The sequence below is a fragment of the Kribbella sp. NPDC051952 genome (assembly GCF_040680855.1).
In the GTDB taxonomy this organism is placed as follows: Bacteria; Actinomycetota; Actinomycetes; order Propionibacteriales; family Kribbellaceae; genus Kribbella.
Genome location: NZ_JBFAXQ010000004.1, coordinates 302,094 through 327,589 on the forward strand (window position 1 = coordinate 302,094; position 25,496 = coordinate 327,589).

A 25,496-nucleotide genomic window follows, 5' to 3' on the forward strand; every position below is an offset into this window, starting at 1 on the left:
GTGCTGTTCAGGCCGTGATCGTCATCGAGGCGAGCTCGTCGCCCCGGATGTCGAAGGTGAAGTGGGACGGGCCGTTGAAGCCGTCGCCGCCGACCTGGGTCAGGATCGTGAGCGGGTTGCCCGGCGTGGAGACCTCGGTGCCGGTGAAGGTGGCCCGCTTGCCGATCAGCTCGTTGTCGCTCCAGGCGCGGATCTGGTCGTGACCGCGGAACTGGCGGCCCCAGTCGTCGACGTAGCCGTCGGCGGCGAAGGCCGCCACGAACGCATCGTTGTCCTGCTCGTCGATCGCGGTGAGCGCGCGCTGGACCGCGGCCGGGATCTCTTGGCTCATGGATCCAGACGATAGCCCTCCGGATTGAACCGGTCGCGGAATCCGCACGTGTTGCGGGATGAGATCGACATTCCGAGGAGGATCTGATGAAGCGACTGGCGACTGTGATCGGTGTGGTGGCACTCGGCCTGGCCGGACTCACCGCGTGTGGTGGTGGCGACGACTCCAGCTCCGACTCGGGTTCGAGCCCGAACGCGCCGGCGAGCAGCCAAGCGGCAACGGGGGCGAAGCTCGCGACGGCTGACGTCGGTAGCTTCGGCAAGGTTGTTGTCGACGGCAACGGACGGGCCGTGTACGTGTTCGACAAGGACACGTCGGGCAAGTCGAACTGCGAGGGCGACTGCCTGGCCAAGTGGCCCGCGGTGGCGGCCGGCGACGGCACTCCGCAGCTCGAGGGCATCGACGCATCCCTGGTCAGCACGGTCACCCGGTCCGACGGCAGCAAGCAGCTGGCGATCGGCGGACTGCCGCTGTACCTGTTCGCGAGCGACGCCGCGGCCGGTGACGCCAAGGGCCAGGCAGTTGGCGGTGTCTGGTGGCTCGTCGGCGCGGACGGCAAGAAGATCACGACCCAGCCGTCCAGCTCCGGTAATGGCAACGGTTACTGAAACACGGCCGTGGTGGGTCCCCGCCATTGCCAACGGCGGGGAATCCCCTATCCTTCGGACGGTGGGTGACTACCCAGGGCCGGACGCCGCCGAGACGCTGATCCGCACCCTGTACGCCGAGCACGGGCGCAGCCTGTTGGCGTACGCGACCCGTCTCACCGGTGATCGTGCCGCGGCCGAGGACGTCGTACAGGAGACACTGGTGCGGGCGTGGAAGCACGCCGGCGACCTCACCGAGGGTAAGGGATCCGTCCGCGGCTGGCTGCTGACGGTGGCGCGCAACATCGTCACCGACCGGGCCAGAGCGCGTGCGGTGCGCCCCGCCGAAGTCGCCGATGTGGTGGACCGGCCTCCGGTGGAGAGTGACCACTCCGAGTCGGTGGTCAACACGATGGTTGTGCTGGACGCCCTCGACAAAGTGTCGGCCGAGCATCGCGAGGTGCTCGTGCAGTTGTACTACCGCGGTCGGTCGGTGGCCGAGGCCGCAAAGGAACTGGGTGTCCCGCCCGGTACCGTGAAGTCAAGATCGTATTACGCCCTCCGAGCTCTACGCGCGGTGATGGCTGGACCTGGAGCGGAGGTGTCCCGATGAGTGAGCACGACCGTACGCAGCTGGGCGCCTACGCCCTCGGCGCGCTGGAGCCGGCCGAGGCTCGTGAGGTCGACGAGCACCTGGCCACCTGTGCCGAGTGCCGGGCCGAGGTGGCTGAGCTGGAGGAGATGAAGGAGTTCCTCGGCGAAGTACCGCCGGAGGCGTTCCTGGAAGGCCCACCCGAGGGTGGCGACCTCCTGCTGCAACGCACCCTGCGCGAGGTCCGCGAGCTGTCCCCGGCGGAGCCTGCTTCGTCGGGTCCCGCGCACGCTGCCCCGGTCAAGGGGCGTTCCCGCTGGCTGATGGTGGCCGCTGCGCTGGTGGTTATCGCCGGTGCGGTGGGCGGTGGCGTGGCGATCGGGCGGCAGACCGCACCCGAGGCCGACGCGCCCGTCGCCGGTTCCAAGCAGGTCACTGCGACTGACGCCGCCACCGGAGCCACCATGGCGACGACCGTGGAGCCACGCGCCGGCTGGAGCTGGATCAGGGTGAACGTGAAGGGCCTGAAGGCCGGAGCCCAGTGCGAGATGTTCGTGATCGACAAGTCCGGCAAGGTCTGGAACGCGGGCAGCTGGCTGGTGTCCGCGAAGGCGGCTCGCGAAGGCAGCACCTTCGGCGGCGGAGTCATCGTGCCGCAGGACCAGGTGCGGTCGGTGGAGATCAAGACCCTGCAAGGCAACCACGTGGTCACCGCCAAGATCTAACTGAGTTGTGGGACACGAGAGGATGGGCTCGTGGCGACTACTACCTCCGACGACCTCCGCGGCCGGCGCAAGGCGGCGGCCGACAACTGCGATCGCTGGCTGTCGAACCGCCGGCTGACCGTGCCGGAACGGCTCCGGCGGCTGGCTGACGTCGCCGGCGACGACCGGACCGACGTGTACGGCGGCGGCGGCGAGGTCGAGACGCTGGAGCTGGAAGTGGCCGAGCTGCTTGGCAAGCCGGCGGCCGTGTTCCTGCCGACCGGCATCCTCGCCCAGCAGGCCGTCCTGCGGGTGTACGCCGATCGCGCGGGGACCAGCCGGGTCGCGGTGCACGGGCTCTCGCACCTGTTGATGCACGAGCTCAACGCCCTCGAGGAAGTGCACCACCTCCGGATCGAGCGGCTGACGTCCGAGCCGCGGCAGCCCCGACCGGATGAGCTGTCCGCCGTTCCGGGCAAGCTGGCCGCGGTGACGTTGGAGCTGCCGCTCCGCGACGCCGGGTTCGTCCTGCCGACCTGGGACGAGCTGGTGGTGTTCGCCGAGTCGTGTGCGGAGCGCGGCGTACCCCTGCATCTGGATGGGGCTCGGTTGTGGGAGAGCACGCCGTACCTCGGACACAGCTTGGCGGAGATCGCGGCGCTCGCCTCGACGGTGTACGTGTCGTTCTACAAGGTGCTGGGCGGCGTGAGCGGTGCGGCGCTGGCCGGGCCGGATGACGTGATCGCCGAGGTGCGGCGCTGGCAGCGGCGGTTGGGCGGCAACCTGTACTCGTTGTTCCCGTACGCCGTGTCCGCGCGGGACGGGCTGCGGACCGTGCTGCCGACGATGGACGACCTGTACCAGCGGGCCGTCGAGACCGCGAAAGCCTTGCAGAGCGGGGGATTCCGGGTCTTCCCGGATCCGCCGCACACCAACTCGTTCCGGCTCTACGCGCCCCGCGCGGCCGACGCGATCGAGCTGTCGGCGGTCGAGCGGATGGAGGTGACGAGGGAGTCGATCTGCGGTCCGTGGCAGCCGGCCGACGTACCAGGCTGGTCATGGGTGGAGATGGTGGTCACACCGACGACGCTGGAGTGGCAGGTCGACGAAGTCGCCAAGGCCTTCGGGGAACTTCTGGCGCGCTGAGAGCGTCATGCCCTGTGTTGGGTTGGGGCTTTCGGGGAGAGATGTGCTGACATTCGTCGTCACCATGGTTGTTCTGCTGGTTCTGTCGGGGCTCGTGCTGCTGGCGGTCGCACGAGGAGAAGGTAAGTATTTTGGGTAGTAATCTCACTGGATGAGGCGACTGATCTTTCAGGAGTACGTCACGCTCGACGGGTACGCCGCCGATCCTGACGGTGGGCTGGAGTTCTTCGAGACGATCGCCGGGGACACCGACGACGACAATCTCGCGTTGCTCGAGAACGTCGACACGATGCTGCTCGGCGCTGCGACGTACCGGCTGTTCGTGCAGTTCTGGCCGACGGACGCTTCGGCCGAGGAGGCGATCGCGCCGAAGCTGAACGCGCTGCACCTCGTGGTCGTTTCGACGACCCTCGCGAGTGCGCCGTGGGGGGACTACGAGCCGGGCATGGTGGTCCGCGACGTCGATGCGGTCCGGGCGCTCAAGGCCGAGCAGGACGGCAAGGACATCATCCTGTGGGGCAGCATCACGCTGTTCCACTCACTGCTGCAGGCCGGTCTGGTCGACGAGGTCCAGCTGCGGATCTGCCCGGTGCTGCTCGGCGAGGGTAAGAGTGCGTTCCCGAATGGCGTCTCCCCGGTCAACCTCGAGCTGATCGAGGCCAGGCCGTGGGCGAAGGGCGGCGTACTCGTCCGCTACCAGCCGGCTAACCGATCGCGTTGACGATCGCCTTCAGGATCGGCGCGGCGACCGTGACGGTCGGCGTGACCAGGAGCAGTACGGCGACCGCGTAGGTGCCGACCGCCAGCAGGGGATGGTTCGGGTCCGCGTCCGCGAGTCGTTGGACCCGCAGCACAGTGGACGACTTGGCGGCCGCGAGTCCGGCCTCTGGGGCGGGGGAACCGGCCAGGGCTACGAGCGCGCGGGCGAGCGGCTTCGGGCCGTTGCGGCGGCGGGCGTCGTCGTCGGCCAGCAGTTCGACCAGGGTCCGTGCCTGTTCGAGCGCTACCTCGCTGCGGACAAAGCGCGGGAAGGCAGTGTGGAGTGCGGTGAACGCCTCCAATACCAGGTCGTGGCGTGCCCGCAGGTGCGCTCGCTCATGCGCGAGGACTGCCTTGAGTTCGCTGTCGTCGAGTCTTTCGAGTGCACCGACCGATACGACCACACGGGCACCGCGGAGTGCCGGCAGGCAGTAGGCGAGTGGCGTTTCCTCGGCCAGGACGCGCAAGCCCGGGATCAGGCCGTCTGGCGTCGCGAGGATGTCAACGAGGTCGCGGTGACGCTTGCGGCGGGCTCTGGTGCCGACCGCTACCCGCCCTGCTGCCCAAAGGAGTCTGACTGCCACCAAGGCGGTCAGGGCGAGGATGAGCGCGGCCAGTAGGTCTCTGGGGGAGGACGGGTCGAAGCGGGGCTCGCCGGGCTCGCCCGCGGTGGAGTAGGAGAGCGCTATGCCCGCACCGACGGCTGCGAGCACTGCGGCGAGCGCGATCGCTTGCCAGAGCGCCACGGCGGCGCGTGGGATCCGGTAGGGCCAGCTCGAGCGAGCCAGCAGTGCCGGTGCCGGTCCGGTCAGCACCAGTGCGAGTGCGGCCAGGAGGACCGGAGTGATCATCCGGCCTGATCCTCCAGCCGTTCCAGGGCCTCGCGGAGGAGTGCTGCCTCCTCGTCCGACACCTGGCCGACGAAGCGGACCAGGGCTTCACGACGGTCGCCGGCGCGGTCGAGAGCGTCGCGCATCAGGTCGGCGGCGAGCTCCTCGCGCGGCGCCGCGGCCCGGTAACGCCAGGCTTTGCCGTCGCGCTGCCGCTCGGTCAGCTTCTTCTTCGCCAGCCGGTCCAGCACTGTCATCACAGTCGTGTAGGCGAGCTCGCGGGTGCCGGCCAGCCGCTCGTGCACCTCGCGCACGGTCAGCGCGTCCGGAGCCGCCCAGAGCTGCTCCATCACCAGCCGCTCCAGGTCGCCCAACGGGCGCGGGGCCTTGTCCTCACTCGCCACGTGACCAGTATAACTACACGATGTAGTAGATCCGCGCTATCGTCTACTACGTAACGTCGTAGATGGGCTCGGGAGGCCTCGTCGTGGACACCTTGGATCTGGCCCGCTGGCAGTTCGCGATCACTACCGTCTACCACTTCTTCTTCGTCCCGGTGACGATCTCGCTGGTCGCGATCACGGCCGGCCTGCAGACCGCGTGGTACCGCACCGGCAAGGAGAAGTACCTGCGGCTGACCAAGTTCTACGGGAAGTTGTTCCTGATCAACATCGCGATGGGCGTGGTCACCGGCATCGTGCAGGAGTTCCAGTTCGGGATGAACTGGAGCGACTACTCGCGCTTCGTCGGCGACGTGTTCGGAGCCCCGTTGGCGCTCGAGGGGCTGCTCGCGTTCTTCCTCGAGTCGACGTTCATCGGGTTGTGGATGTTCGGCTGGGAGCGGTTGCCGAAGCTGGTCCACCTGGGCTGCATCTGGATGGTGGTGCTCGGCACGCAGTTGTCGGCGTACTTCATCCTGGCGGCCAACTCCTGGATGCAGAACCCGGTCGGCTTCCGCTACAACGCCGCGCGGGGTCGCGCCGAGCTGACCGATCTGTGGGCGGTGCTGACCAACAAGGTCGTCCTGGTCACCTATCCGCACACGATCTTCGCGGCCTTCATGGTCGGCGGTGCGTTCGTGGCGGGGGTCGCGTTGTGGCATCTCGTCCGGCGTCCCGCGGTGGACCGGGACGTGTTCCGGACGGCGCTCAAGATTGGCGCCGTGATCGTCCTGGCCGCCAGCGCCGGGGTCGCGATCAGCGGGGATCAGCAGGGCAAGGTGATGACCGAGGTGCAGCCGATGAAGATGGCGGCAGCGGAGGCGCTGTACGAGACCGAGCAGCCGGCGTCGTTCTCGATCTTCACGGTCGGCACGCTGGACGGGTCGAAGGAGATCTTCTCGGTCAAGGTGCCGTACCTGCTGTCGTTCCTGGCCACCGGGCACTTCAACGGCGAGGTGAAGGGGATCAACTCGCTGCAGGAGGCGTACGAGCAGCTCTACGGGCCGGGCTCGTACAAACCGAACATCCCGCTGACCTACTGGACCTTCCGGTTGATGATCGGGGTCGGGATGGCGTCCGCGGCGATCGCCTTGTGGTTGCTCTGGGCAACACGCCGGGGCCGGGCGCCGAGCCGCTGGCTGGCCTGGGTGGTGATCCCGTTGCCGCTGCTGCCGTTGCTGGCGAACTGCTTCGGCTGGATCTTCACCGAGACCGGGCGGCAGCCGTGGCTGGTGTTCGGGTTGTTGCCGACGGCATCGGGTGTGTCGCCGGGGACGACCAGCGCCGAGGTGATCACGTCGCTGGTGGGCTTCACCGTGCTGTACGGCGTGCTCGCGGTGGTCGAGACCAAGCTGATGTTCAAGACCATCCGCGGCGGGCTGGCCGGGACGGACGGGCCGGCGGTGGAGGAACCGCCGGACGGGTCGCCTGACAAGGCCGAGAAGCCACTGTCGTTCGCGTACTGAGGGGGTGGAACTGATGGAACTCACGACTGTTTGGTTCATCGCGATCGCAGGGCTGTGGACCGGGTACTTCGTGCTCGAGGGATTCGACTTCGGGGTCGGGATGCTGTTGCGGGTGCTCGGGCGGAACGAGCCGGAGCGGCGCGCGGTGATCACCACGATCGGGCCGGTCTGGGACGGCAACGAGGTGTGGCTGATCGTGGCGGGCGCGATGACGTTCGCCGCGTTCCCGGAGTGGTACGCGACGCTGTTCAGCGGGTTCTACCTGCCGCTGTTCGCGATCCTGGTGACGCTGATCCTGCGCGGCGTCGCGCTGGAGTACCGCGGTAAGCGCGACGACCTGGTCTGGCGCGGACGGATGGACACGCTGATCACGATCGGGTCGGTGGTCCCGGCGGTGCTGTGGGGGATCACGTTCGCCAATCTGGTCCGCGGGGTGCCGCTGGACGATTCGTTCGAGTACGTCGGCAACCTGGGCGATCTGCTCAGTCCGTTCGCGTTGCTCGGTGGGCTGACGTTTGCGGCGGTGTTCGTCACGCATGGCGCGATCTTCCTGGCGCTTCGCACCACGGACGACCTGCGCGGGCGCGCCAATCGGCTGGCCTCGCGGGCCGGGCTGGTGGCGGCTGTGCTGGCGATCGTCTTCCTGTGGTGGGCGCAGGCGTTGCGGGGTGACACGGCTTCGGTCGTGGTGGCGGTGCTGGCGGTCGTCGCCTTCGCGGGCGGTCTGATCGCCAACCTGGTGCGGCGTGAAGGCTGGGCGTTCATCGGTACGACGGTTGCGATCGGACTGGCTGTGGTGTCGTTGTTCGCCGCGTTGTTCCCGGACGTGATGCCGTCAACACTTGATCCTGGATCAACATTGACAACAGTTGATGCGTCGTCAACGCCGTACACATTGAAAGCGTTGACGATCATCGGCGCGATCTTCCTGCCGTTGGTGCTGCTCTATCAGGGCTGGACGTACTGGGTGTTCCGCAAGCGCGTGATGGTCGTCTCGTGAAGCCACTGGATCCGCGGTTGCTGCGGCGGGCCCGGGGTGCCCGGGTGTTCCTGGCCGCATCGGTGCTGATCGGCGTGGCCAGTGGGGTGCTGATCATTGCGCAGGCTGTCTTGCTGGCGCATGGCATTGCCGGCGTGGTGCTGCGGGGGAGTGCGATTGGGAACGTGGCCTGGGGCTTGGCGGCTGTTGTGGTGGGGCGCGGCCTGCTCGTGTGGGCGCAGGAGGTGGTAGCTCAGCGGTCTGCGGCTGCGGTGAAGTCGACGTTGCGGCGGCAGGTGCTCGAGCACTCGTTGAAGCTCGGTCCGGTCTGGCTGAGCGGTGAACGCAGTAGCGCGCTGACAACCCTCCTCACCAAAGGGCTTGACGATCTGGACCCGTACTTCGCGCGCTACCTCCCTCAGCTCGTACTCGCGGCCACTGTGCCGGCCGGCGTGATCGGGTGGATGGCAACGGGTGATCTGATCGCGGCGGGGACCGTGGTCGTCACACTGCCGCTGATCCCGATCTTCATGGCACTGATCGGGTGGGCGACGCAGGCACACAGTCGGCGTCGTCAGCACGCGTTGGCCGTACTCGCGCATCACTTCGGCGATGTCGTTGCCGGTCTGCCGACCTTGAAGCTGTTCGGGCGCGCGAAGGCACAGGAGTCCGCCGTACGACGGGTGACGGACCAGCACCGGGTTGCGTCGATGGCGAGTCTGCGGCTGGCGTTCTTGTCGTCGTTCGCGCTGGAGTTGCTGGCCAGCATCTCGGTGGCCCTGGTGGCCGTGGGGGTGGGGCTCAGGCTGGTGGACGGGAAGCTCGGGCTGGAGACGGCGTTGATGGTGTTGATCCTGGCGCCGGAGGCCTATCTGCCGCTGCGGCAGGTAGGCATGCAGTTTCACGCCAGCGCGGACGGGGTGGCGGCGAGTGAAGAGGTGTTCCGCGTGCTGGAGACTTCGCTGCCGGAGCGCGGTGATCGGACGGATGTGCCTGATCTGCGGGTGACTCCGCTGTACCTGTACGACGTAACCGTGCGGTACCCGGGGCGTGGGGAGCCGGCGTTGGAGGGGTTCGACCTGGAGCTTCGGCCGGGGGAGGTGGTGGCGCTCACCGGGGCCAGCGGTGCGGGGAAGTCCACTGTGCTGGCCGTGTTGCTGGGGTTTGTCGAGCCGGAGCGCGGTGTGGTCGTTGCTGGTGGGAGTGCGGCGGATGAGTTCGAGCCGGGGACGTGGAGGCGGCAGTTCGCCTGGGTCCCACAACGGCCCGGTCTCCGGCGGGGCACGGTCGCCGACAACGTCCGGCTGGGTCGTCCCGACGCGTCCGACGACGAGATTCGCCTCGCGTTGATCGCAGCCGGCGCCGCCGAGCTGGAGCTGACCAAGCCTGTAGGCGAGCAGGGTCAGCTGCTGTCCGGCGGTCAGCAACGCCGAGTAGCCCTGGCCCGAGCCCTGATCACCGACGCCCCCGTCCTCCTCCTGGACGAACCAACGGCCGGCCTGGACCCAGAAGCCGAAGCCGCAGTAATCCAAGGCCTACGAGCAACCGCCAAGACCGTCCTGATGATCGCCCACCGCCCCGCCCTGATTGCCGCTGCCGACCGAACAGTCCCCGTAGGAATCCGAGAGCTGGTAAACGCATGAACCTGGAACTCGTGCGTCCTCAGGGAAGCGTGTGGGGGCGTCTTGTGTTGGCGTTGCTGCTTGGGGTCGCGGCTGCTGGGTGTGCGGTGGCTCTGTTGGCTACTTCGGCGTGGTTGATCACCGCTGCGGCCGGGCAGCCCCCGGTGCTTCTGCTCATGGTGCCAATCGTCGCGGTGCGGGCCTTTGGAGTCGGGCGGGGCGTGTTCCGCTACGTGGAGCGGCTGGTCGGACATGATGCGGCGTACCGGGTGTTGGGGGAGACGCGAGCCCGCATCACCGGGCGGTTGGAGAAGCTGTCGCCTGGTGGGTTGACCTCGCAGCGGAAGGGCGACCTGCTCGCGCGGCTCGTGCTGGATGTGGATGCGGTCCTCGACCTCTGGCTCCGCGTGGTCCTGCCAGTGGCCGTCGCCGCGGTGACAGCCGCCGCAACCGTGGGACTGCTGGCCCTGCTGCTTCCATCAGCAGGAGCAGCCGTAGCACTAGCCGTCCTCGTCGCGTGCACCGTCGTACCGTGGCTCACCGCCAAGACCGCCCAGAAGGCCGAGCGGAACATCGCCACCGCCCGCGGCGCAGTCGCCGCGACCACCACCGAGACCCTGCTGACCGCAGCCGACATCGTCGCCTTCAATGCGATCGACAGGGTCCTGGACGACTTCAGCAAGAGCGACGCCCAGCTCGCCGCAGCCGAGCGCCGCTCAGCCTGGAGCGCCGGCCTGGGCAGCGCACTCCTCGTCCTCTGCGTCGGCGGCGCGAGCATCGCCGGCCTCGTCTTTGGCAGTACGGCGCACATCACCGGCGCAGTCTTCGCCGTACTGGTTCTGACCCCGCTAGCCCTGGCCGACGTTCTCGGCGGCATCCCGGCCGCAGCCCAGCTCGCCATCCGCGTCCGCGCCTCACTCACCCGAGTGCAAGAGCTGGTCGACACCCCAGCCCCGATCACCGAGCCAACCAATCCCCGGCCGCTCCCACCCGGCCGCGACCTCACCATCAACTTCCTGAACGTCGGGTACGACGATCACGACGTACTGAATGGGCTGAGCCTCGACATGCCCGCCGGTAGCCGTGTAGTCGTCACGGGACCGAGCGGTTCGGGTAAGAGCACCCTCGCGGCCGTCCTGCTCCGCTTCCTCGAGCCACGAAGCGGTGCGGTGCTCCTGGACGGCGTCGACCTCGCGAGCCTCGAGGGCGACCAGGTCCGGTCAGTGGTCGGCCTGCTGACCCAAGAGAGCCACGTCTTCGACACGAGCATCCGCGAGAACCTCCTGCTCGCCAAACCCGGTGCCAGCGACCTGCAGCTCTGGAAGGCCCTCTACCGCGCCCGCCTCGGGATCTTCGTCGAGAACCTCCCGGACGGGCTCGACACCATGGTCGGCGAGCATGGTGCCCGTCTGTCCGGTGGAGAGCGGCAACGACTCGCCTTCGCCCGGCTCCTGCTGGCCGATCGCGATGTACTCGTCCTGGACGAGCCGACCGAGCACCTGGACGAGGAGACCGGTCAGGCCCTGCTCGCGGACCTGTTCGCCGCGGCCGGCGCACGTACGGTCGTTCTCCTCACCCACAGGCCCGAACTCGTGCCGTCTCACGTAACGCGACAGCTGGTGCGCCTGCCGTAACGGATACCGGTCGCGGGCCGGGCGTCTGTCAAGATGGGGAACCGTGTGGACCCACCAGCTCATCACCCAGCTCACCGACCAGGCCCTGATCACGATCATCGTGGTGATCGCGGTCGTCCTGGTCGCCGGAACCACCGGACTCGTCGTCACCCGGCGGCGGAAGTCCGAGCTCCCACCGGCCGCCAAGCCCGCTCCGCTGGACACAGCTGAGCCGAAGGTCGGCGACGACGCGGAGGAACCGCGGGACACCCTCACCCGGACGCTGGAAGACGCCGAGCTGCCGGAGTCCCAGGCAGCCACGATCGAGAAGCCGGAGTCCGCGCAAGGCCGGCTGGTCCGGTTGCGGGCGCGCCTGGCCCGGTCACAGGGTTCACTCGGCAAGGGCCTGCTCGCACTGCTGTCGCGGGACAAGCTGGACGAAGAGGCGTGGGAGGACATCGAGACCACGCTGATCACCGCTGACGTCGGGGTGGCGCCCACGCAGGAGCTGGTCGAGAAGCTCCGCACCCGGATGCGGGTGGAAGGCGTGAGCGGTGACCAGGTCCGGCAGATCCTCCGCGAGGAGCTGATCGCGCTGGTCAACCCGTCCATGGACCGCACGCTCAAGGTGAGCCGCAAGGACACCCAGCCGGCCGTCGTGCTGGTGGTCGGCGTGAACGGCACCGGCAAGACGACCACGGTCGGCAAGCTCGCCCGGGTACTGGTCGCCGAGGACAAGCACGTCGTACTGGGTGCCGCTGACACGTTCCGGGCCGCGGCCGCGGACCAGTTGCAGACGTGGGGCGAGCGGGTCGGCGTACGGACCGTCCGTGGCCCTGAGGGCGGCGACCCGGCGAGCATCGCGTTCGACTCGGTCAAGCAGGGCATCGAGGAGAAGGCAGACGTCGTACTGGTCGACACCGCCGGCCGCCTGCACACCAAGACCGGGCTGATGGACGAGCTCGGCAAGGTGAAGCGGGTGATCGAGAAGTCCGCCGAGGTGGACGAGGTACTGCTTGTCATCGACGCGACCACCGGCCAGAACGGGCTCACCCAGGCCCGCGTGTTCGCCGAGGTCATCGACGTCACCGGGCTGGTCCTGACCAAGCTGGACGGTACGGCGAAGGGCGGCATCGTGATCGCGGTCCAGCGGGAGCTCGGCGTACCGGTCAAGCTGGTCGGGCTCGGCGAGGGTGCCGACGACCTGGCCCCGTTCGAGCCCGAGCAGTTCGTCGACGCCCTGCTGGACTGATGTCGGGCCTGGACTGATGTAGAGAATGCGGCAGCGGCTCCGTCTCCCGGTAAAGGGCTACGAACAGGAGATGACATGACCAAGTTCATGCTGTTGATGCACATGGACGGCGGGAACTGCGACACCCCGATGCTCGAGTGGGACGAGCCGGACATGAAGGCGCACATGCAGTACCTGACCGACAACCTCGAGCGGTTGCGGCAGAGCGGCGAGCTCGTGGAGGCGCAGGCCCTGACCTGGCCCAAGCACGCCAAGGTGGTCCGTGCGACGAGTGCGACCGCGCCTGTGCTGACGGACGGCCCGTACGCCGAGGCCAAGGAGGTCCTGGCCGGCTACACGATGATCGACGTGGAGTCGGAGGAGCGCGCGTTCGAGATCGCGGCCGGGCAGTCGGCCGCGCCCGGACCTGGTGGCGTGCCGCTCGAGCAGCCGATCGAGGTCCGCCGCGTGATGGAGTCGGATGGCGACCTCCACGACAGCTGACGACGCTCTGGATCCGGCGTTGGAGGACCTGCTGCGTCAACTGACGCCGCAGGTCCTCGGCGCGGTGGTTCGGTGGTCCGGTGACTTCGCCGCGGCCGAGGACGCCGTGCAGGAGGCCTTGCTCGCGGCCGTCAACACCTGGCCGGAGAACGGTACGCCGGACAACCCGAAGGCCTGGTTGATCCAGGCAGCGTCGCGGCGGCTGATCGACGAAGTACGCCAGGAACAGGCCCGGCGGCGCCGGGAGGAGAAGGCGGCGCTGCGGGACCTGCCGCCGGAGGACGTGGAGGAACGGGACGACACACTGCAGCTGTTGTTCCTGTGCTGCCACCCCGAGCTCACACCGGCCTCGGCGATCGCGCTGACCCTGCGTGCGGTCGGCGGACTGACCACCGCCGAGATCGCCGCGGCCTATCTGGTGCCTGAGGCAACCATGGCGCAGCGGATCAGCCGGGCCAAGCAAAAACTCAAGGGTGCGGCCTTCGAACTCGACGCGGGCGAGGAGCGGCTGCGCAACGTGCTGCACGTGCTCTACCTGATGTTCAACGAGGGCTACATGAGCACCAGTGGTCCGGAGCTGGAGCGCAGCGACCTGTCCGGTGAGGCGATCCGGCTGACCCGCGCAGTGCACGCGCTGTTCCAGGGTGACGGTCAGGTCACCGGCCTGCTCGCACTGATGCTTCTGAACGACGCACGCCGGCCCGCACGCACTGGCACCGCCGGAGAGCTCATTCCACTCGCAGAGCAGGACCGCACGCTCTGGAACAAGGACTACATCACCGAAGGCGTCGCACTGGCCGTCGAAGCCTTCAGCACGCCGCCACTCGGTGAGTACCAGCTCCAGGCCGCGATCGCCGCGCTCTACGACGAGGTGGACCGCGCCGAGGACACCGACTGGCCGCAGATCCTCGCGCTGTACGGCCTGCTCGAGGATCTGTCCGGCAACCCGATGGTGAAGCTCAGCCGCGCGATCGCGGCCGCCATGGTCGACGGTCCAGATGCCGGCCTGAAACTCCTCGAGCCACTGGACGAAGAGCTCGACGGTCACTATCGCCTGGACGCCGTCCGCGGCCACCTCTACGAGATGCGTGGCGACCGCGAAGCGGCCATCCAGCACTTCCGCGAGGCAGCCCGTCGTACGACGAGCCTGCCGGAACGGGACTACCTTGCCAGGAAGGCCGCCACGCTCTGAGCGGCGGCGAACTGGGCCGCGACCAGCCGGGCCATCGACGGCCGGCTGTCGACGGTCGAAGGCACCGGGTCGTGTGTCCGCACCAGGGCGTCCCGTCGGGCCTGGGCCATCAGGTCCTCGGCGTACTGCTGGGCCTCGGCGACCAGGGTGTCCGCGATCGCCTGTGCCTCGCTGAGCAGTCCGACCGCGTGGGCGGCCATGTGGGCTTGTTGTTCGGCCTCTGTCGCACTGGTGCGCAGGCGCTCGACTTCGGAACGTAGATCGGCCCGGTCGGCGTCGGCGTACTCGATCTGGTCGGCCAGACCGGCCAGGTACGCCGTCACTTCCTTCGGGTCGAACCCCCTCCGGCGGGTGCCGAAGGACTGGTGCCGGATCGCGTACGGAGACTGTGCTGGGTCCCGGGCGAAAGGATCTTCACTCGTCACGGTAACGATCCGATCACTGTCCGGCGCCGCGGTCAATAAGGAGACGCCGAATTCCCGTTAATTCAAACGTATTGTCCAAACGCCGTGGCGAGGTCGTCATCTGTTGCCAAGAGCAACCGAAGGAGCACCCGCGCCTTGTACGGATCGAGGAATCCGCCGTCGATCAGACCGCGCTGCAACAGGTCGAACTCCGACCCCGGAGACTTGTACGTCGAGCGCCCGATCGACCCGGCGCCCGTGCGCGACGTCAGTACGACGGGCATCCTCGCGGCCAGCTCTTCGAGCCCGGGAACAAGTGCGGCCGGCACGTGTCCGACGCCGAATCCCGCCACGACCAGCCCCTGGTGGGTGTCCGCCAATCCCCGCAACAGCAGGCCGTCGTCGTCCATCGTGACCGTGTACAGCGCCACCCGGATCGCATCGAGATCCGCGGGCTCCGCACTGCCCTGTACGCCGTCAAGCCGCAGCGGACGCGTGAGCACACTGACCCGGTCCTCGACCAGGTGACCGATCGGACCGACGTTCGGTGACACGAAGGTCGCCGTACTCATGCTGTGGGTCTTGCGCACCCAGCGGGCCGCGTGGATCTCGTCCTTGAACACGACCAGTGCGCCGAGGTCACGAGCCGCGGGGGAGCAGGCGACGCGGACCGCGGCCAGGAGGTTCGCCGGGCCGTCCGGTCCGGCCAGTGTGGGGTTGCGCATCGCACCGGTGAGCACGAACGGCTGTGGGTGCGGCCAGACCTGGTCGACCAGGAAGGCGGTCTCCTCGAGGGTGTCCGTGCCTTGCGTGACCACGACTCCGGTGGCACCGGCGGCGACAGCCTTCGATGCGGCGTCCACGACCTCGAGCATCTTCGCGGCGGTCAGGTTGGCGCTGGACACCGCCTCGACGTCCTGGATCTCCACTGCGTGGCCGACCTCGGACAATCCCGGTACGGCGGCGGTCAGGTCGGCACCTGTCAGCCGGCGGCCGCCGGTCACGGAGATTGTGCCGCCCAGGGTGAACAACGCGACGCTCACTACCAACTCCTCCTGTTTCAGTGGGTGCGCGCTCTGACGTGCATGCGCTCACCCTGTGGGCCGTAAAGACATAGCACCTCGGTCGGTCCAGGGCCTGGGTTGCCGAACCAGTGCGGCACCCGCGTGTCGAACTCCGCGGACTCGCCCTCCTTCACGATGAAGTCCTCGTCGCCCAGCCGGAGCCGGACGCGGCCGGAGAGCACGTAGAACCAGTCGTAGCCCTCATGTGTCTTCTGCTCGAGAGTGTTGCCCGGGTACCCCTCCGGAAGGATCTGCTTGAACGCCTGCAGTCCACCGGGCCGCCGGCTCAGCGGGATGTAGATCGTGCCGTGGCGCTTGATCGGCTTCGCGTGGATCCGAGGGTCACCCGTCGGCGGTGCGTCCACGAGTTCGTCCAGCTGGACCTGATATGCCCGGGCCAGCGGCAGGAGGAGCTCCAGGGTCGGCCGGCGCTGTCCGGACTCCAGCCGGGACAGCGTGCTCACCGAGATGCCGGTCGATTCGGACAACTGGGCGAGCGTCGTACCGCGTTCGATCCGCAGCGTTCGCAAGCGTGGTCCGACCGCTTCGAGTACGTTGTCGAGTGAGTCCATGTTGCCATTCTGGCAAAGAAAGTTGTCGAAAACGACAATCATCGCGGATTCTCGGATCAACGAGAGGAGCCGGAGATGACGAAGTACGACGTGATCGTGGTGGGCGGCGGAGCCGCTGGGCTGAGTGGTGCACTGGCGCTGGTGCGGTCGCGCCGCTCGGTGCTGGTGGTGGACGACGGTACGCCGCGCAACGCGCCCGCGGAGGGCGTGCACAACTACCTGACCCGCGACGGCGTACCGCCCGCTGAGCTGTATGCGCTCGGCCGCGACGAGGTGATCGGGTACGGCGGTGAATTCGTCACCGGCACCGTGACCCGGGCGCAGCGGTCCGCTGACGCCTTCACGGTTGAGTTGGCGGACGGTACGGCGTACCAGGGCCGACGACTGTTGGTGACGACCGGACTGGTCGACGTACTGCCCGATGTAGCCGGACTGGCGGAGCGGTGGGGGAAGGACGTGCTGCACTGCCCGTACTGCCACGGGTGGGAGGTCCGGGACCAGGCCATCGGCGTACTGGCGACCAGCTCGATGGCGCTGCACCAGGTGCAGCTGTTCCGGCAGTTGAGTGACGACGTGACGCTGTTCCTGCATACGGCACCGGAGCCGACCGAGGAGCAGTGGGAGGAGCTCGCTGCGCGCGGGATCTCCGTCGTACAAGGGAAAGTGGAGCAGGTCGAGGTTGAGAACGACAGGCTGACCGGGCTGCGGCTGGAAGGCGGCACGGTGGTCCCGCGGCAGGCTCTGGCGATCCAGACCACCTTGCGGGCGCGGTCCGACTTCCTGGCCGATCTGGGGCTGGAGACGACGGTTCTGGAGGTCAACGGGATCCTGATCGGCACCGTCGTACCGGTTGACGGGACGGGGGCGACGAAGGTGCCGGGGGTGTTCGCGGCCGGCAACCTGACCGATCCGAAGGCCCAGGTGATGCCCTCCGCGGCCGCCGGACTCATGGCAGCCGGAGGTCTCAACATGAACCTGATCACGGAGGAGATCGAGCTGGCAGTAGCAGGGCGGAGTAGTTGAGGAGTTGAATAGGGGCGGGAGGGTGGATGCGCGACACTGTCGACCCGGACTTCGCCTCGTACGTTGATGCGCGGCAGGGCAGATGGCTCCGGACGGCGTACCTGGTGTACGGCGATCTGGACCGAGCCGAAGAGGTACTTCTGCACGCCTTCACCCGGCTCGCACTGCGCTGGACCAAGCTGGACGACCCGGACGTCTTCGTCCAGGGGTTGCTCTACCAGCCGGCCCTGGCGCGGTGGAACCGGGTGAAGCCGTTCGAAGGCGAGGAGGACGCGGTCAAGCTCGCACTGGCCGAGCTGACAGCTGCGCAGCGGACCGTGTTCGTGCTGCTACACCTCGAGGAGCTCACCGAGTTCGAGGTGGCCGAAGTGCTCGGCATGTCACAGCAGGCCGTGCACGGACACGGGATGACCGCGTTCAGCCGGTTTCGTACGGCGCTCGGCGCGGGGGACTGGCGGGACGCGGACTCGGGGGAGTCGCGGTGAGGCGGGAGGACATCCGGCCGATGCTCTACCGGGCGGCCGACCGGCTGCCCGAGCCCGACCTGGCCGACGCCGCGTGGGCCGAAGCCGTGGCGACCCGGCGACGGCAGCGACGTACCGTCCTGATCGCCTTGGTGGTCGTGGTCCTGGTCGCACTCATCGCAGCGATCGGGGCCGGAGTCAGCTCCGGCAACAAGGCCGATCTCACCCCGCCGGACACTCCACCGGCCACGCCGGCGGGGTACGTCCAACCGTCCGGACAGATCGGCGGTATTGAGTTCTGGCTGGCTCCGCCGTCCGGCAGTGAACGGTTCCTGGACCGGCTTGAGACCCCGCTGGGCGATCGCCTGCACCTGCCGGACAAGGTACGAGCGCTCGCCGACCAGCCGATCGACCGGATCGCGGCCGTAGTGCTTGCCAAGCAGGGCAACAGCTACCAGCCGTTGCTGCTCGGCTCCGATTCCTCCTGGGCCCGCGCCGACGTGAAGCTGGTCCCGATCGCCACCGGGGCACCGTTGAGTGCCGGAGCGGTGTCACCCAATGGCCGGGTGGCCGCCTTTCCACAGCCGGGTGAGCTGGTCACGGTGGACGCGGGCACAGCTGAGGTGACCCGCTATCCCTTGCCCACCCGAGACATTCGCAGTGTGTCCTGGCTCGGAGACGCAGAACGTGTCCTGGTCGGCGGGCCCGGTGTGGCCTATCGCGTGCTGGTCGGTGAGGGTGGCTACGGCGAGGAGCACCTGACCAAGATCACCGGTGCCGACGATCCGCAGTCGATCACAGCACCGTTCAGGCTGGAGTCCGGGGCGGTGCTGCGCTACCTGGTCAACGGCCAGTGGATGGAGGACAGCACCCTCGAGTTGCCGGTCCAGCGGTGGGTCGGTCAGACGTTCTCGTCGGTCGGCACCGCGGCCCGGCTCTTCCTCGCCGACGCCCTCCCCCAGGTGCCGGGCAATGTCTCGCAGCCGCAGGTCGTTGCGGCCATTTCCACGCAGCGCACCATGCCGAGTCACCTGTTGGTGCTCGGCGATCCGGGCAAGGTCTCGCCGACCACGCCGCTCGGTCCGGCCGATCGGGCCTCGATTCGTGCGCCTGGATGCTGCGCCGTACTGGGTTGGTACGACGACAACACGGTGTTGCTGGAGGTCCAAGGCTGGGTCTTGGCCTGGGACCTTCGGTTAGGCAGAGTGCTGCGCGTCACCGAACTCGCCGTGGACGGTCTGGCTGTCGGACCAGGCGTCCGACCATGAGCCGTCCTTCATGATGGCCCGCATGGTGACTGCCACCAGCCGGTCGGCCTCGTCCGGCACCGGCATCGGCTGACCGGTCAAGGCCCGGATGATGAACACTCCGGCGAGCCACTCCACCATCAGGACCGGATCCGCGGTGCTCCGGACCGCCTCCGAGCGGGCCCGGGCACGGTCGAGGGCGGCCCTGGTGAGGTCGACCCGGCGATCCAGGAAGATCCGGTAGATCGCGGCGGACCGTCTGTCCCGGTTTGCCTCCGAGACGGCGAGGCGGATCAGCGCGAGCCCTCTCTCACTGTTCACGAACGCCAAGGCATACCGATAAACCTGGAGCAGATCGCCGGCCAGCGAGCCGGTGTCGGCGTCGGGGATCTCCAGGTCGAACAGGTCAGCCATAGCGTCGTTCGCGAGTTGTTCCTTGCTGGCCCAGCGCCGGTAGATGGTCGCTTTGCCCACTCCTGCGGCTTCGGCGACGTCGTCCACGGTCATACCGTCGAATCCACGCTCCAGCAGCAACTGGACGGCGTACCTCCGGATTCGCGGTTCGGCGTCGGGGTCTCGTGGTCGGCCGCGTCGCGGCCGCATCTCTTCGTTACTCCCCATTTCTCGTCCCAGCCTCGGACGGGTGCAGTGGCGCGCTGCGGCCCCGTGTGGTCCAGGCCAGAGTGCCACACCTTGCCCTGACATGGTCGATGTCACCTCGATGTCACCTGGCGAGCCGCTTTGTCACATGCCTGAAACAAACGGACCGATCGGCTGAAACGGCGCGCCGACACCGTTTGCCATGTGGCCAGGCGCGGGCTCCCCGGCGTTGTGGAGTTCTCCCGACTGAGGACGCCGGCCACCCCCGTTCGATGGAAGGGATGACGTTGATGGAGATCAACGCCGGCGATACCGCCTGGGTCTTGGCCAGTGCCGCCCTGGTGATGCTGATGACACCTGGCCTGGCTTTCTTCTACGGCGGCATGGTGCGTGTGAAGAGCGTGCTGAACATGATGATGATGAGCTTCATCACCATCGCCGTCGTCACGATCCTGTGGGTGGTGGTCGGCTATTCCTTGACGTTCGCCGGCGACACCGGCCACGTGATCGGTGACTTCTCGGAGGTGGGCCTGAAGGGCCTGCTCGCACCCGAGGCGGTGAGCGGGACGACGCCCACGCTCGCATTCGTCGCCTTCCAGTTGATGTTCGCGATCATCACACCGGCGCTGATCTCCGGTGCGATCGCCGACCGGGCCACGTTCCGCGGCTGGATCGCGTTCGTGGTCGGCTGGACCCTGCTGGTGTACTTCCCGGTCGCGCACTCGGTCTGGTTCCTGGACGACGGTGCCGGCGGCTGGATCGGCGACAAGCTGAAGGCGATCGACTTCGCCGGTGGTACGGCGGTGCACGTGAACGCCGGTGCCGCGGCTCTCGCGCTGGCGATCGTGCTCGGCAAGCGGGTCGGCTGGAAGAAGGACCCGATGCGGCCGCACAGCCTGCCGCTGGTCATCCTCGGCGCCGGCCTGCTGTGGTTCGGCTGGTTCGGCTTCAACGCGGGCTCCGCGCTGAGCGCCGGCACCACCGCCGCGGTCACCTTCGTGAACACCCAGGTCGCCACGGCCGCCGCGGTGATCGGCTGGCTGATCATCGAGCGGATCCGGCACGGCAAGGCCACCACGCTCGGGATGGCCTCCGGTGCGGTCGCCGGTCTGGTCGCGATCACCCCGTCCTGTGGCGCGGTGACTCCGGTCGGCGCGATCATCCTCGGCCTGGTCGCCGGAGCCGTCTGCGCCTTCGCGGTCTCGCTGAAGTACAAGCTCGGCTTCGACGACTCGCTCGACGTGGTCGGTGTACACCTGGTCGGCGGTCTGTTCGGCTCGCTGGCGATCGGCTTCCTCGGTTCGGCCGCGGCCCCGTCGGCCGTCGACGGCCTGTTCTACGGCGGTGGCGCCTCTCAGTTGGGTAAGCAGGCGCTGGCCAACCTGGTAGTCGGGGTCTACTCGTTCACGGTGGCGTTCATCCTGGGCAAGCTGATCGACAAGACCATCGGCTTCCGGGTCACCGAGGACGACGAGGTCACCGGTGTCGACCAGGTCGAGCACGCCGAGACGGCGTACGACTTCCTGAGTGCGGGCGGCCTGCGTGGCGCGCTGTCCGCCCGCCCCGCTCCGGCGGCAGCCGGCGCCGGGACCGACAATGGGACCACCGAGACGTCCGAGAAGGAAGGTGCGAACGCATGAAGCTGATCACCGCGGTGGTCAAGCCGCACAAGCTGGAGGACGTCCGGGCCGCGCTGGAGACGTTCGGTGTCACCGGCATGACGGTCACCGAGGCGAGCGGCTACGGCCGGCAGAAGGGCCACACCGAGGTCTACCGCGGCGCCGAGTACGAGGTGGACCTGGTTCCGAAGGTCCGGCTCGAGGTCGTCGTCGAGGACGGCGACGGTGCCGACGTGGTGGACGTGATCGTCAAGGCCGCGCAGACCGGCAAGATCGGTGACGGCAAGGTCTGGGTGACGTCGGTGGAGAGCATCGTCCGGGTTCGCACCGGTGAGCTGGACGGCGACGCCCTGTGAGGACGCTGTAGATGGTTGATCGGGCAGAACAGCGGCGCGTGCGTGCCGAGGAGGCCGACGCGCTGCTGTACCTGCTCCTCTCGAAGGCTTGCGACGCCCTCGGTGTACCTGCCGAGGGCGTCGCGCTGGTCGCGGTCGGCGGCTACGGCCGGGAGGAGCTGTCGCCGTACAGCGATCTCGACGTGATGCTCGTGCACGCCGAGGGGTACCCACGGGTGGACGAGCTGGCCGCACAGATCTGGTATCCGCTGTGGGACTCGCGGACCAAGCTGGACCACAGTGTCCGGACACTCGCCGAGGCCCGCCAGGCAGCGGCCGACGATGTACGGGTCGCACTGGGCCTGCTGGACGCACGGCACGTCGCGGGGGACTCACATCTCACTCTGCAGTTGCGGTCCGTGCTGATGGCGGACTGGCGTCGTACGGCGCGCTCCCGGCTGCCCGGACTGGCCCAGGCGTGCCGTGATCGCGCCTCGACGGTCGGAGAGCTCGCACACCTCGCTGAGCCCGATCTGAAGGAGGCGTACGGCGGTCTGCGGGATGCCGTCGTACTGCGGTCGTTGGTGGCCTCGTGGTTGGTCGACGTACCGCATCCGGTGGTGGAGCGGGCCCGGCTGGATCTGCTGAACATCCGCGACGAGCTGCACACGGTCGCCGGTCGTGCCACGGACAGGTTGGTTGCTGACGTGGCTGGTGAGGTCGCCGCTGGGCTTGGTCTGTCCGGGCGGGACGAACTGCTGCGGCACGTGTACTCGACCGGCCGGACGCTGGCGCACGTGTGTGATGTGTCGTGGCGCCGGGTCGAGAGCCTCATGACCAAGCCGCCGCGGTCCCGGCGCCGGGTGCGTACCGGCGGGCCGTTGCTGGTGGCACTCGATGAGGGAGTCGGTCAGCACGAGGGTGAGGTCGTGCTGATGCCGGATGCGCGTCCCGAGCGGGACGCCGTACTCGGACTGCGGGCTGCTGCGGTCGCTGCGGATCGTGAACTCGTGTTGTCGCCCGCAGTGTGTGCACGGTTGGCTTCGTCGGCTGCTGACCTGGCTGAGCCTTGGCAGGGAGAGGCGCGGCGGTTGCTGTGCGCCCTGCTGGGTGCGGGCAGCGGACTGCTCGAAGTGTGGGAGGCGTTGGACCAGGCCGGCTACATCTCGCGGATCATGCCGGAGTGGGACACAGTGCGGTTCCGGCCGCCGCAGTCCGCGATTCACCGCTTCACCGTCGACCGGCACCTGCTGGAGACGTGTGTCGAGGCTTCGAAGATGGTGCGCGACGTACGGCGGCCTGACCTGCTGCTGGTCGCCGCGCTGCTGCACGACCTCGGAAAGGCGGTCGACGGCGACCACAGTGTCACCGGTGCGGTCATCGCGGGCCGGATCGCTCGGCGGCTCGGGTTCGGTGAGGCGGATGCCGAAACGATCACCCTGCTGGTCCGCCAGCACCTCATGCTCGCTCAGGTTGCTACGCGACGCGATCTCGACGACCCGATGACGGTGGACCTCGTCGTCGGGATCGTGCGGTCCACGGAGACGCTGGACCTGCTGGAGGCGCTCACGTACGCCGATGCGCGGGCAGCCGGACCGGCTGCCTCGTCCCCGTGGCGGATGCGGCTGGTTGGTGAGTTGTGCCGACGGGTCCGCGGCGAGCTGTCCGGGGGAGGGGAGGGCATGTGGACCGAGGCTCCGCCGATCCCCGTGCCGGTGTTGCACCAGATTGTCGGCGTCGGGCGGCTGGGTCTGACGGTGACCGACCACCACGGTGATGTCCGGGTCAATGTCGCCGTACCCGATCAGGTGGGCACGCTGTCGACGGTTGCCGCCGTACTGGCGGTTGAGCGGCTCGCAGTGCGCTCTGCGGTGATCACGTCGGTGGAAGGGCTCGGGATCTCGCAGTGGACCGTGGCTGGGTCGCCGCCTGACCCAGTCCGGTTGCGGGACCGCCTCGCGGTCGCATTGCGCGACCCAACTGATCTCGTACGCCGGTTGGCCGCGCGCGACGCGTCTCGTAGTCGGGTCGCCAGTCGGGTGGATCTGTTGCCTGGAGCGTCCGAGACGGCCACCGTGCTGCAGGTGCGGGCGCATGACCGTCCTGGACTGCTTTACGACGTCACCGCGGCTATAGCTGCTACCGGCGCGGACATCCGGTCGGCACACGTCAGCACGCTGGGCGCTGAGTGTGTGGACGTCTTCTATCTGACTGACAGTCATGGCTCGCCTCTGGAGGAAGAGGACGCGCGTACGACGGCAAAGTCGGTACTGGATCGGTTGACCTTCTAGTCTCGGCTTCGTGGACGTCGTAGAAGCGCTGCAGCGACAAGCAACTGCCTGTGAGGACCTCGGGTCCCCGATGTACGCCGAGGTGCTTCGGTTGCTCGTGGACGACTACGAAGTTGGTGGTGTGTCCGTCGAGGTCCTGGCCGGCTACGAGAACCGCTCGTTCGGTGAGGCGATCGGACTGCGGTTGCTGGCTGCAGTACACGGGCTGGTGCTGTCCGGATCGGCGCCTGAGCTGGCGGCGTTCTACCCGAGTGTGGGCGGGTCTTGGGACCCCGTGCTCGGCTGGGAGGCGTTCGAGCAGGTGCTGCAGTCGCGGTCGGGTGAGATCCGTTCGCTGCTGACCCAGCCGCCGCAGACGAACGAGGTAGGCCGGTCGGCGTCGCTGTACGGCGGTCTGTTGCACCTGGTCGAGGCGGTGCCCCTGCCGGTGCGGCTGTTCGAGATTGGTGCCAGCGGTGGCTTGAACCTGCGGGCCGATCGGTTCCGGTACGTCGCGCGCGGGACGTCGTACGGACCTGCGGACAGTCCGGTGGTGTTCGATCCGGCGTGGACCGGGCCGGTGCCGGATGTAGAGCTGCGGATCGCAGAGCGGGTGGGGTGCGACATCGCGCCGGTGAACCCGTTGTCGGAGGACGGTGCGCTCACGTTGACGTCGTACGTCTGGCCGGACATGCCGGAGCGGCTCGCGCGGCTGCGTGGTGCGTTGGCGATCGCGCGGCAGGTGCCGGCCGACATCCGGCGGGAGGATGCGGTCTCGTTCCTGCAGGGGCTGGAGCTGTCGGAGGGCCACGTCACTGTGGTGTGGCACTCGATCATGTGGCAGTACCTGCGCCGCCCCGACCGGGCGGCCGTCGAGGCCCGGCTCGAGGAGCTTGGTGCGCAGGCAACCGCGTCAAGCCCGTTGGCCCATCTGCGGCTCGAGCCGCATCACACGATCTCCCACGAGCGCGGGGCGGAAGGTTGGGAGTATCGCGTCGATGTGCGGACCTGGCCGGGTGGTGAGGTCCGGGTCCTCGGACGTGCGACGCCACACGGGCAGGACCTGGTCTGGTCAGCTGAGTGACGCGACCAGGGTGTCGGTGAGTTCGGCCGCGTAGACACCGTCGGGGTCGAGGTCGGGGTCGAAGATGCCGATGTCGATCCCGACGCAGTTCGGTGCCGCGAGCAACGGACGCAGGAGAGCCCGGAGCTGGTCGTGGTCGATGCCGCCTGGGTCCGGGCTGTCGACCGCGGGCATGATCTCGGCGTCGAGGATGTCGACGTCCAGGTGCACCCAGAAGCCGTCGAGCTCATCGGTGCCACTGGTTGACGTTCGGCTGGGCGACTTCGTTTGCAGGTGCTGGAGTACGCCGTTCGCGGCCGCCTCCGGGTCATCCTTGATCTTCGCCGCCGGCCAGACCGGGATCCCGGCCGCGTGCACGTCCGCGACGTACTCGTCGTCGTCCCGGATCCCGAGCAGCGCCGCGTCCTCGACGTACGGACTGCGACCCTCGAGGTCGGTGAGATCCGCCTGGCCGCGCCCGGTCACCAGTGCGAGCGCCTCACCGCCGGCGGCTCCGACGTATGGCGAGTTGTCGACGGTCCGGAAGTCCGAGTGCCCGTCGAGGTACACCACGCCGTACCGCCCCAGCCGCTTCAGCGCCAACGCCGGCCCCAACAGGTTGCTGCACTCGCCGCCGAGCAGCACCACGAACTTCCCCTCGCGCAGGAACCCCTCAACCCGATCCGCCAACTTCACCGAGTACGTCGCCATCGCCGCGGCGTTGAACACGCCGTCCCCCGGCTTCCAATCACCCCGGTCATACCGAGGCGCGGTCACCACCCCGCCGTCCTCAGCCCCGATCCGCCGCAAAAACCCCAGATCCCGAACCGCCCCCGCCA

General features: G+C 68.3%; 27 protein-coding genes. 19 read left to right on the forward strand and 8 right to left on the reverse strand.

From position 1 onward, the window contains the following. Positions 1-7: 7 nt before the first annotated feature. The gene (locus AB0L70_RS10770) at positions 8-331 is read right to left on the reverse strand and encodes a nuclear transport factor 2 family protein (RefSeq protein WP_363682387.1); all 324 of its coding nucleotides are present in this window, start codon (positions 329-331) and stop codon (positions 8-10) included. Between the two features lie 86 nt (positions 332-417). On the opposite strand from AB0L70_RS10770, the gene AB0L70_RS10775 reads away from it, so the two are divergent. The 5 genes from AB0L70_RS10775 (at position 418) to AB0L70_RS10795 (ending at position 4,081) form a co-directional block, all read left to right on the forward strand. Continuing rightward, positions 418-939, forward strand: coding sequence for a hypothetical protein (locus AB0L70_RS10775; protein WP_363682389.1), 522 nt, complete (start codon positions 418-420; stop codon positions 937-939). A 61-nt stretch (positions 940-1,000) separates the two neighbouring features. Further along, the gene (locus AB0L70_RS10780; RefSeq protein ID WP_363682391.1) at positions 1,001-1,531 is read left to right on the forward strand and encodes a sigma-70 family RNA polymerase sigma factor; all 531 of its coding nucleotides are present in this window, start codon (positions 1,001-1,003) and stop codon (positions 1,529-1,531) included. Then, positions 1,528-2,235 carry a zf-HC2 domain-containing protein gene (locus AB0L70_RS10785; protein WP_363682393.1) on the forward strand — a complete coding sequence of 236 codons (708 nt, stop codon included), beginning with the start codon at positions 1,528-1,530 and terminating at the stop codon, positions 2,233-2,235. Before AB0L70_RS10780 ends, AB0L70_RS10785 begins: the two co-directional genes overlap by 4 nt. Positions 2,236-2,265: 30 nt before the next feature. Next, complete coding sequence (locus tag AB0L70_RS10790) at positions 2,266-3,360, forward strand: beta-eliminating lyase-related protein (protein ID WP_363682395.1); 1,095 nt, start codon at positions 2,266-2,268, stop codon at positions 3,358-3,360. A gap of 151 nt (positions 3,361-3,511) precedes the next feature. Further along, a complete protein-coding gene (locus AB0L70_RS10795; protein ID WP_363682397.1) occupies positions 3,512-4,081 on the forward strand; it encodes a dihydrofolate reductase family protein in 570 nt (189 codons plus the stop codon). Here the strand turns inward: AB0L70_RS10795 and AB0L70_RS10800 are convergent. Both AB0L70_RS10800 and AB0L70_RS10805 read right to left on the reverse strand, forming a co-directional pair. Further along, positions 4,065-4,970: a M56 family metallopeptidase gene (locus AB0L70_RS10800; protein WP_363682399.1), complete on the reverse strand. Its 906-nt coding sequence runs from the start codon at positions 4,968-4,970 to the stop codon at positions 4,065-4,067. The two genes, AB0L70_RS10795 and AB0L70_RS10800, sit on opposite strands and share 17 nt — an antisense overlap. Next, a complete protein-coding gene (locus AB0L70_RS10805) occupies positions 4,967-5,353 on the reverse strand; it encodes a BlaI/MecI/CopY family transcriptional regulator (protein ID WP_363682401.1) in 387 nt (128 codons plus the stop codon). The genes AB0L70_RS10800 and AB0L70_RS10805 overlap by 4 nt, the downstream gene beginning before the upstream one ends. A gap of 83 nt (positions 5,354-5,436) precedes the next feature. Here AB0L70_RS10805 and AB0L70_RS10810 point away from each other — a divergent pair, with 83 nt between their 5' ends. From AB0L70_RS10810 to AB0L70_RS10840, 7 genes are all read left to right on the forward strand, one after another. Next, on the forward strand, positions 5,437-6,855 hold the full coding sequence (locus AB0L70_RS10810; protein ID WP_363682403.1) for a cytochrome ubiquinol oxidase subunit I: 1,419 nt from the start codon (positions 5,437-5,439) through the stop codon (positions 6,853-6,855). Between the two features lie 13 nt (positions 6,856-6,868). Then, the gene (cydB, locus tag AB0L70_RS10815; protein WP_363682405.1) at positions 6,869-7,855 is read left to right on the forward strand and encodes a cytochrome d ubiquinol oxidase subunit II; all 987 of its coding nucleotides are present in this window, start codon (positions 6,869-6,871) and stop codon (positions 7,853-7,855) included. Then, on the forward strand, positions 7,852-9,477 hold the full coding sequence (cydD, locus tag AB0L70_RS10820) for a thiol reductant ABC exporter subunit CydD (RefSeq protein WP_363682407.1): 1,626 nt from the start codon (positions 7,852-7,854) through the stop codon (positions 9,475-9,477). The genes cydB and cydD overlap by 4 nt, the downstream gene beginning before the upstream one ends. Continuing rightward, complete coding sequence (cydC, locus tag AB0L70_RS10825) at positions 9,474-11,090, forward strand: thiol reductant ABC exporter subunit CydC (RefSeq protein ID WP_363682409.1); 1,617 nt, start codon at positions 9,474-9,476, stop codon at positions 11,088-11,090. Before cydD ends, cydC begins: the two co-directional genes overlap by 4 nt. 43 nt (positions 11,091-11,133) lie before the next feature. After that, on the forward strand, positions 11,134-12,321 hold the full coding sequence (gene ftsY, locus AB0L70_RS10830) for a signal recognition particle-docking protein FtsY (RefSeq protein ID WP_363682411.1): 1,188 nt from the start codon (positions 11,134-11,136) through the stop codon (positions 12,319-12,321). 75 nt (positions 12,322-12,396) lie between these two features. Further along, positions 12,397-12,804, forward strand: coding sequence for a YciI family protein (locus AB0L70_RS10835; protein ID WP_363682413.1), 408 nt, complete (start codon positions 12,397-12,399; stop codon positions 12,802-12,804). Further along, positions 12,782-13,996 carry a sigma-70 family RNA polymerase sigma factor gene (locus tag AB0L70_RS10840; protein WP_363682415.1) on the forward strand — a complete coding sequence of 405 codons (1,215 nt, stop codon included), beginning with the start codon at positions 12,782-12,784 and terminating at the stop codon, positions 13,994-13,996. Before AB0L70_RS10835 ends, AB0L70_RS10840 begins: the two co-directional genes overlap by 23 nt. Here AB0L70_RS10840 and AB0L70_RS10845 read toward each other — a convergent pair. The 3 genes from AB0L70_RS10845 to AB0L70_RS10855 form a co-directional block, all read right to left on the reverse strand. Next, on the reverse strand, positions 13,966-14,421 hold the full coding sequence (locus AB0L70_RS10845; RefSeq protein ID WP_363682417.1) for a DivIVA domain-containing protein: 456 nt from the start codon (positions 14,419-14,421) through the stop codon (positions 13,966-13,968). The genes AB0L70_RS10840 and AB0L70_RS10845 overlap by 31 nt on opposite strands. 62 nt (positions 14,422-14,483) lie before the next feature. Continuing rightward, complete coding sequence (locus AB0L70_RS10850) at positions 14,484-15,443, reverse strand: asparaginase (RefSeq protein ID WP_363682419.1); 960 nt, start codon at positions 15,441-15,443, stop codon at positions 14,484-14,486. A gap of 17 nt (positions 15,444-15,460) precedes the next feature. Beyond that, on the reverse strand, positions 15,461-16,036 hold the full coding sequence (locus tag AB0L70_RS10855) for an XRE family transcriptional regulator (RefSeq protein WP_363682421.1): 576 nt from the start codon (positions 16,034-16,036) through the stop codon (positions 15,461-15,463). Between the two features lie 75 nt (positions 16,037-16,111). On the opposite strand from AB0L70_RS10855, the gene AB0L70_RS10860 reads away from it, so the two are divergent. Genes AB0L70_RS10860 through AB0L70_RS10870 form a run of 3 tightly spaced genes read left to right on the forward strand, consistent with a single transcriptional unit; the run spans position 16,112 to position 18,791 of the window. Next, positions 16,112-17,059: an NAD(P)/FAD-dependent oxidoreductase gene (locus tag AB0L70_RS10860; RefSeq protein WP_363682423.1), complete on the forward strand. Its 948-nt coding sequence runs from the start codon at positions 16,112-16,114 to the stop codon at positions 17,057-17,059. 26 nt (positions 17,060-17,085) lie between these two features. After that, complete coding sequence (locus AB0L70_RS10865) at positions 17,086-17,544, forward strand: sigma factor-like helix-turn-helix DNA-binding protein (RefSeq protein ID WP_363682425.1); 459 nt, start codon at positions 17,086-17,088, stop codon at positions 17,542-17,544. Further along, a complete protein-coding gene (locus AB0L70_RS10870) occupies positions 17,541-18,791 on the forward strand; it encodes a hypothetical protein (RefSeq protein ID WP_363682427.1) in 1,251 nt (416 codons plus the stop codon). Before AB0L70_RS10865 ends, AB0L70_RS10870 begins: the two co-directional genes overlap by 4 nt. On the opposite strand, the gene AB0L70_RS10875 is transcribed toward AB0L70_RS10870, so the two are convergent. Next, positions 18,720-19,373, reverse strand: a complete 654-nt coding sequence (locus AB0L70_RS10875; RefSeq protein WP_363682429.1) for a TetR/AcrR family transcriptional regulator — start codon at positions 19,371-19,373, stop codon at positions 18,720-18,722. The genes AB0L70_RS10870 and AB0L70_RS10875 overlap by 72 nt on opposite strands. Positions 19,374-19,651: 278 nt before the next feature. Between AB0L70_RS10875 and AB0L70_RS10880 the strand changes: the two genes are divergently transcribed. From AB0L70_RS10880 to AB0L70_RS10895, 4 genes are read left to right on the forward strand one after another with little or no spacing between them, the layout of a single operon-like run. Further along, positions 19,652-21,010 (forward strand): ammonium transporter, encoded by a 1,359-nt coding sequence (locus AB0L70_RS10880; protein ID WP_363682431.1) that lies wholly within the window; start codon positions 19,652-19,654, stop codon positions 21,008-21,010. After that, positions 21,007-21,345: a P-II family nitrogen regulator gene (locus AB0L70_RS10885; protein ID WP_363682433.1), complete on the forward strand. Its 339-nt coding sequence runs from the start codon at positions 21,007-21,009 to the stop codon at positions 21,343-21,345. The genes AB0L70_RS10880 and AB0L70_RS10885 overlap by 4 nt, the downstream gene beginning before the upstream one ends. 11 nt (positions 21,346-21,356) lie before the next feature. Next, entirely contained in the window at positions 21,357-23,615 is a 2,259-nt protein-coding gene (locus tag AB0L70_RS10890; protein ID WP_363682435.1) for a [protein-PII] uridylyltransferase, read from the forward strand. A gap of 10 nt (positions 23,616-23,625) precedes the next feature. After that, positions 23,626-24,678, forward strand: coding sequence for a DUF2332 domain-containing protein (locus AB0L70_RS10895; RefSeq protein ID WP_363682437.1), 1,053 nt, complete (start codon positions 23,626-23,628; stop codon positions 24,676-24,678). Here the strand turns inward: AB0L70_RS10895 and AB0L70_RS10900 are convergent. After that, positions 24,667-25,437, reverse strand: a complete 771-nt coding sequence (locus AB0L70_RS10900; RefSeq protein WP_363682439.1) for an arginase family protein — start codon at positions 25,435-25,437, stop codon at positions 24,667-24,669. The two genes, AB0L70_RS10895 and AB0L70_RS10900, sit on opposite strands and share 12 nt — an antisense overlap. Between the last annotated feature and the right edge of the window lie 59 nt (positions 25,438-25,496).

Bases quoted from the DNA above. Each gene is read 5' to 3' on its own strand.
- AB0L70_RS10860 (WP_363682423.1), top strand. From the start codon at position 16,112: ATGACGAAGTACGACGTGATCGTGGTGGGCGGCGGAGCCGCTGGGCTG.
- AB0L70_RS10855 (WP_363682421.1), bottom strand. From the start codon at position 16,036: ATGGACTCACTCGACAACGTACTCGAAGCGGTCGGACCACGCTTGCGA.
- AB0L70_RS10875 (WP_363682429.1), bottom strand. From the start codon at position 19,373: ATGCGGCCGCGACGCGGCCGACCACGAGACCCCGACGCCGAACCGCGA.
- AB0L70_RS10770 (WP_363682387.1), bottom strand. From the start codon at position 331: ATGAGCCAAGAGATCCCGGCCGCGGTCCAGCGCGCGCTCACCGCGATC.
- AB0L70_RS10880 (WP_363682431.1), top strand. From the start codon at position 19,652: ATGACGTTGATGGAGATCAACGCCGGCGATACCGCCTGGGTCTTGGCC.
- AB0L70_RS10840 (WP_363682415.1), top strand. From the start codon at position 12,782: ATGGCGACCTCCACGACAGCTGACGACGCTCTGGATCCGGCGTTGGAG.
- AB0L70_RS10865 (WP_363682425.1), top strand. From the start codon at position 17,086: ATGCGCGACACTGTCGACCCGGACTTCGCCTCGTACGTTGATGCGCGG.
- AB0L70_RS10890 (WP_363682435.1), top strand. From the start codon at position 21,357: ATGGTTGATCGGGCAGAACAGCGGCGCGTGCGTGCCGAGGAGGCCGAC.
- AB0L70_RS10785 (WP_363682393.1), top strand. From the start codon at position 1,528: ATGAGTGAGCACGACCGTACGCAGCTGGGCGCCTACGCCCTCGGCGCG.
- AB0L70_RS10795 (WP_363682397.1), top strand. From the start codon at position 3,512: ATGAGGCGACTGATCTTTCAGGAGTACGTCACGCTCGACGGGTACGCC.
- cydC (WP_363682409.1), top strand. From the start codon at position 9,474: ATGAACCTGGAACTCGTGCGTCCTCAGGGAAGCGTGTGGGGGCGTCTT.
- AB0L70_RS10800 (WP_363682399.1), bottom strand. From the start codon at position 4,970: ATGATCACTCCGGTCCTCCTGGCCGCACTCGCACTGGTGCTGACCGGA.
- AB0L70_RS10885 (WP_363682433.1), top strand. From the start codon at position 21,007: ATGAAGCTGATCACCGCGGTGGTCAAGCCGCACAAGCTGGAGGACGTC.
- AB0L70_RS10775 (WP_363682389.1), top strand. From the start codon at position 418: ATGAAGCGACTGGCGACTGTGATCGGTGTGGTGGCACTCGGCCTGGCC.
- cydB (WP_363682405.1), top strand. From the start codon at position 6,869: ATGGAACTCACGACTGTTTGGTTCATCGCGATCGCAGGGCTGTGGACC.
- AB0L70_RS10835 (WP_363682413.1), top strand. From the start codon at position 12,397: ATGACCAAGTTCATGCTGTTGATGCACATGGACGGCGGGAACTGCGAC.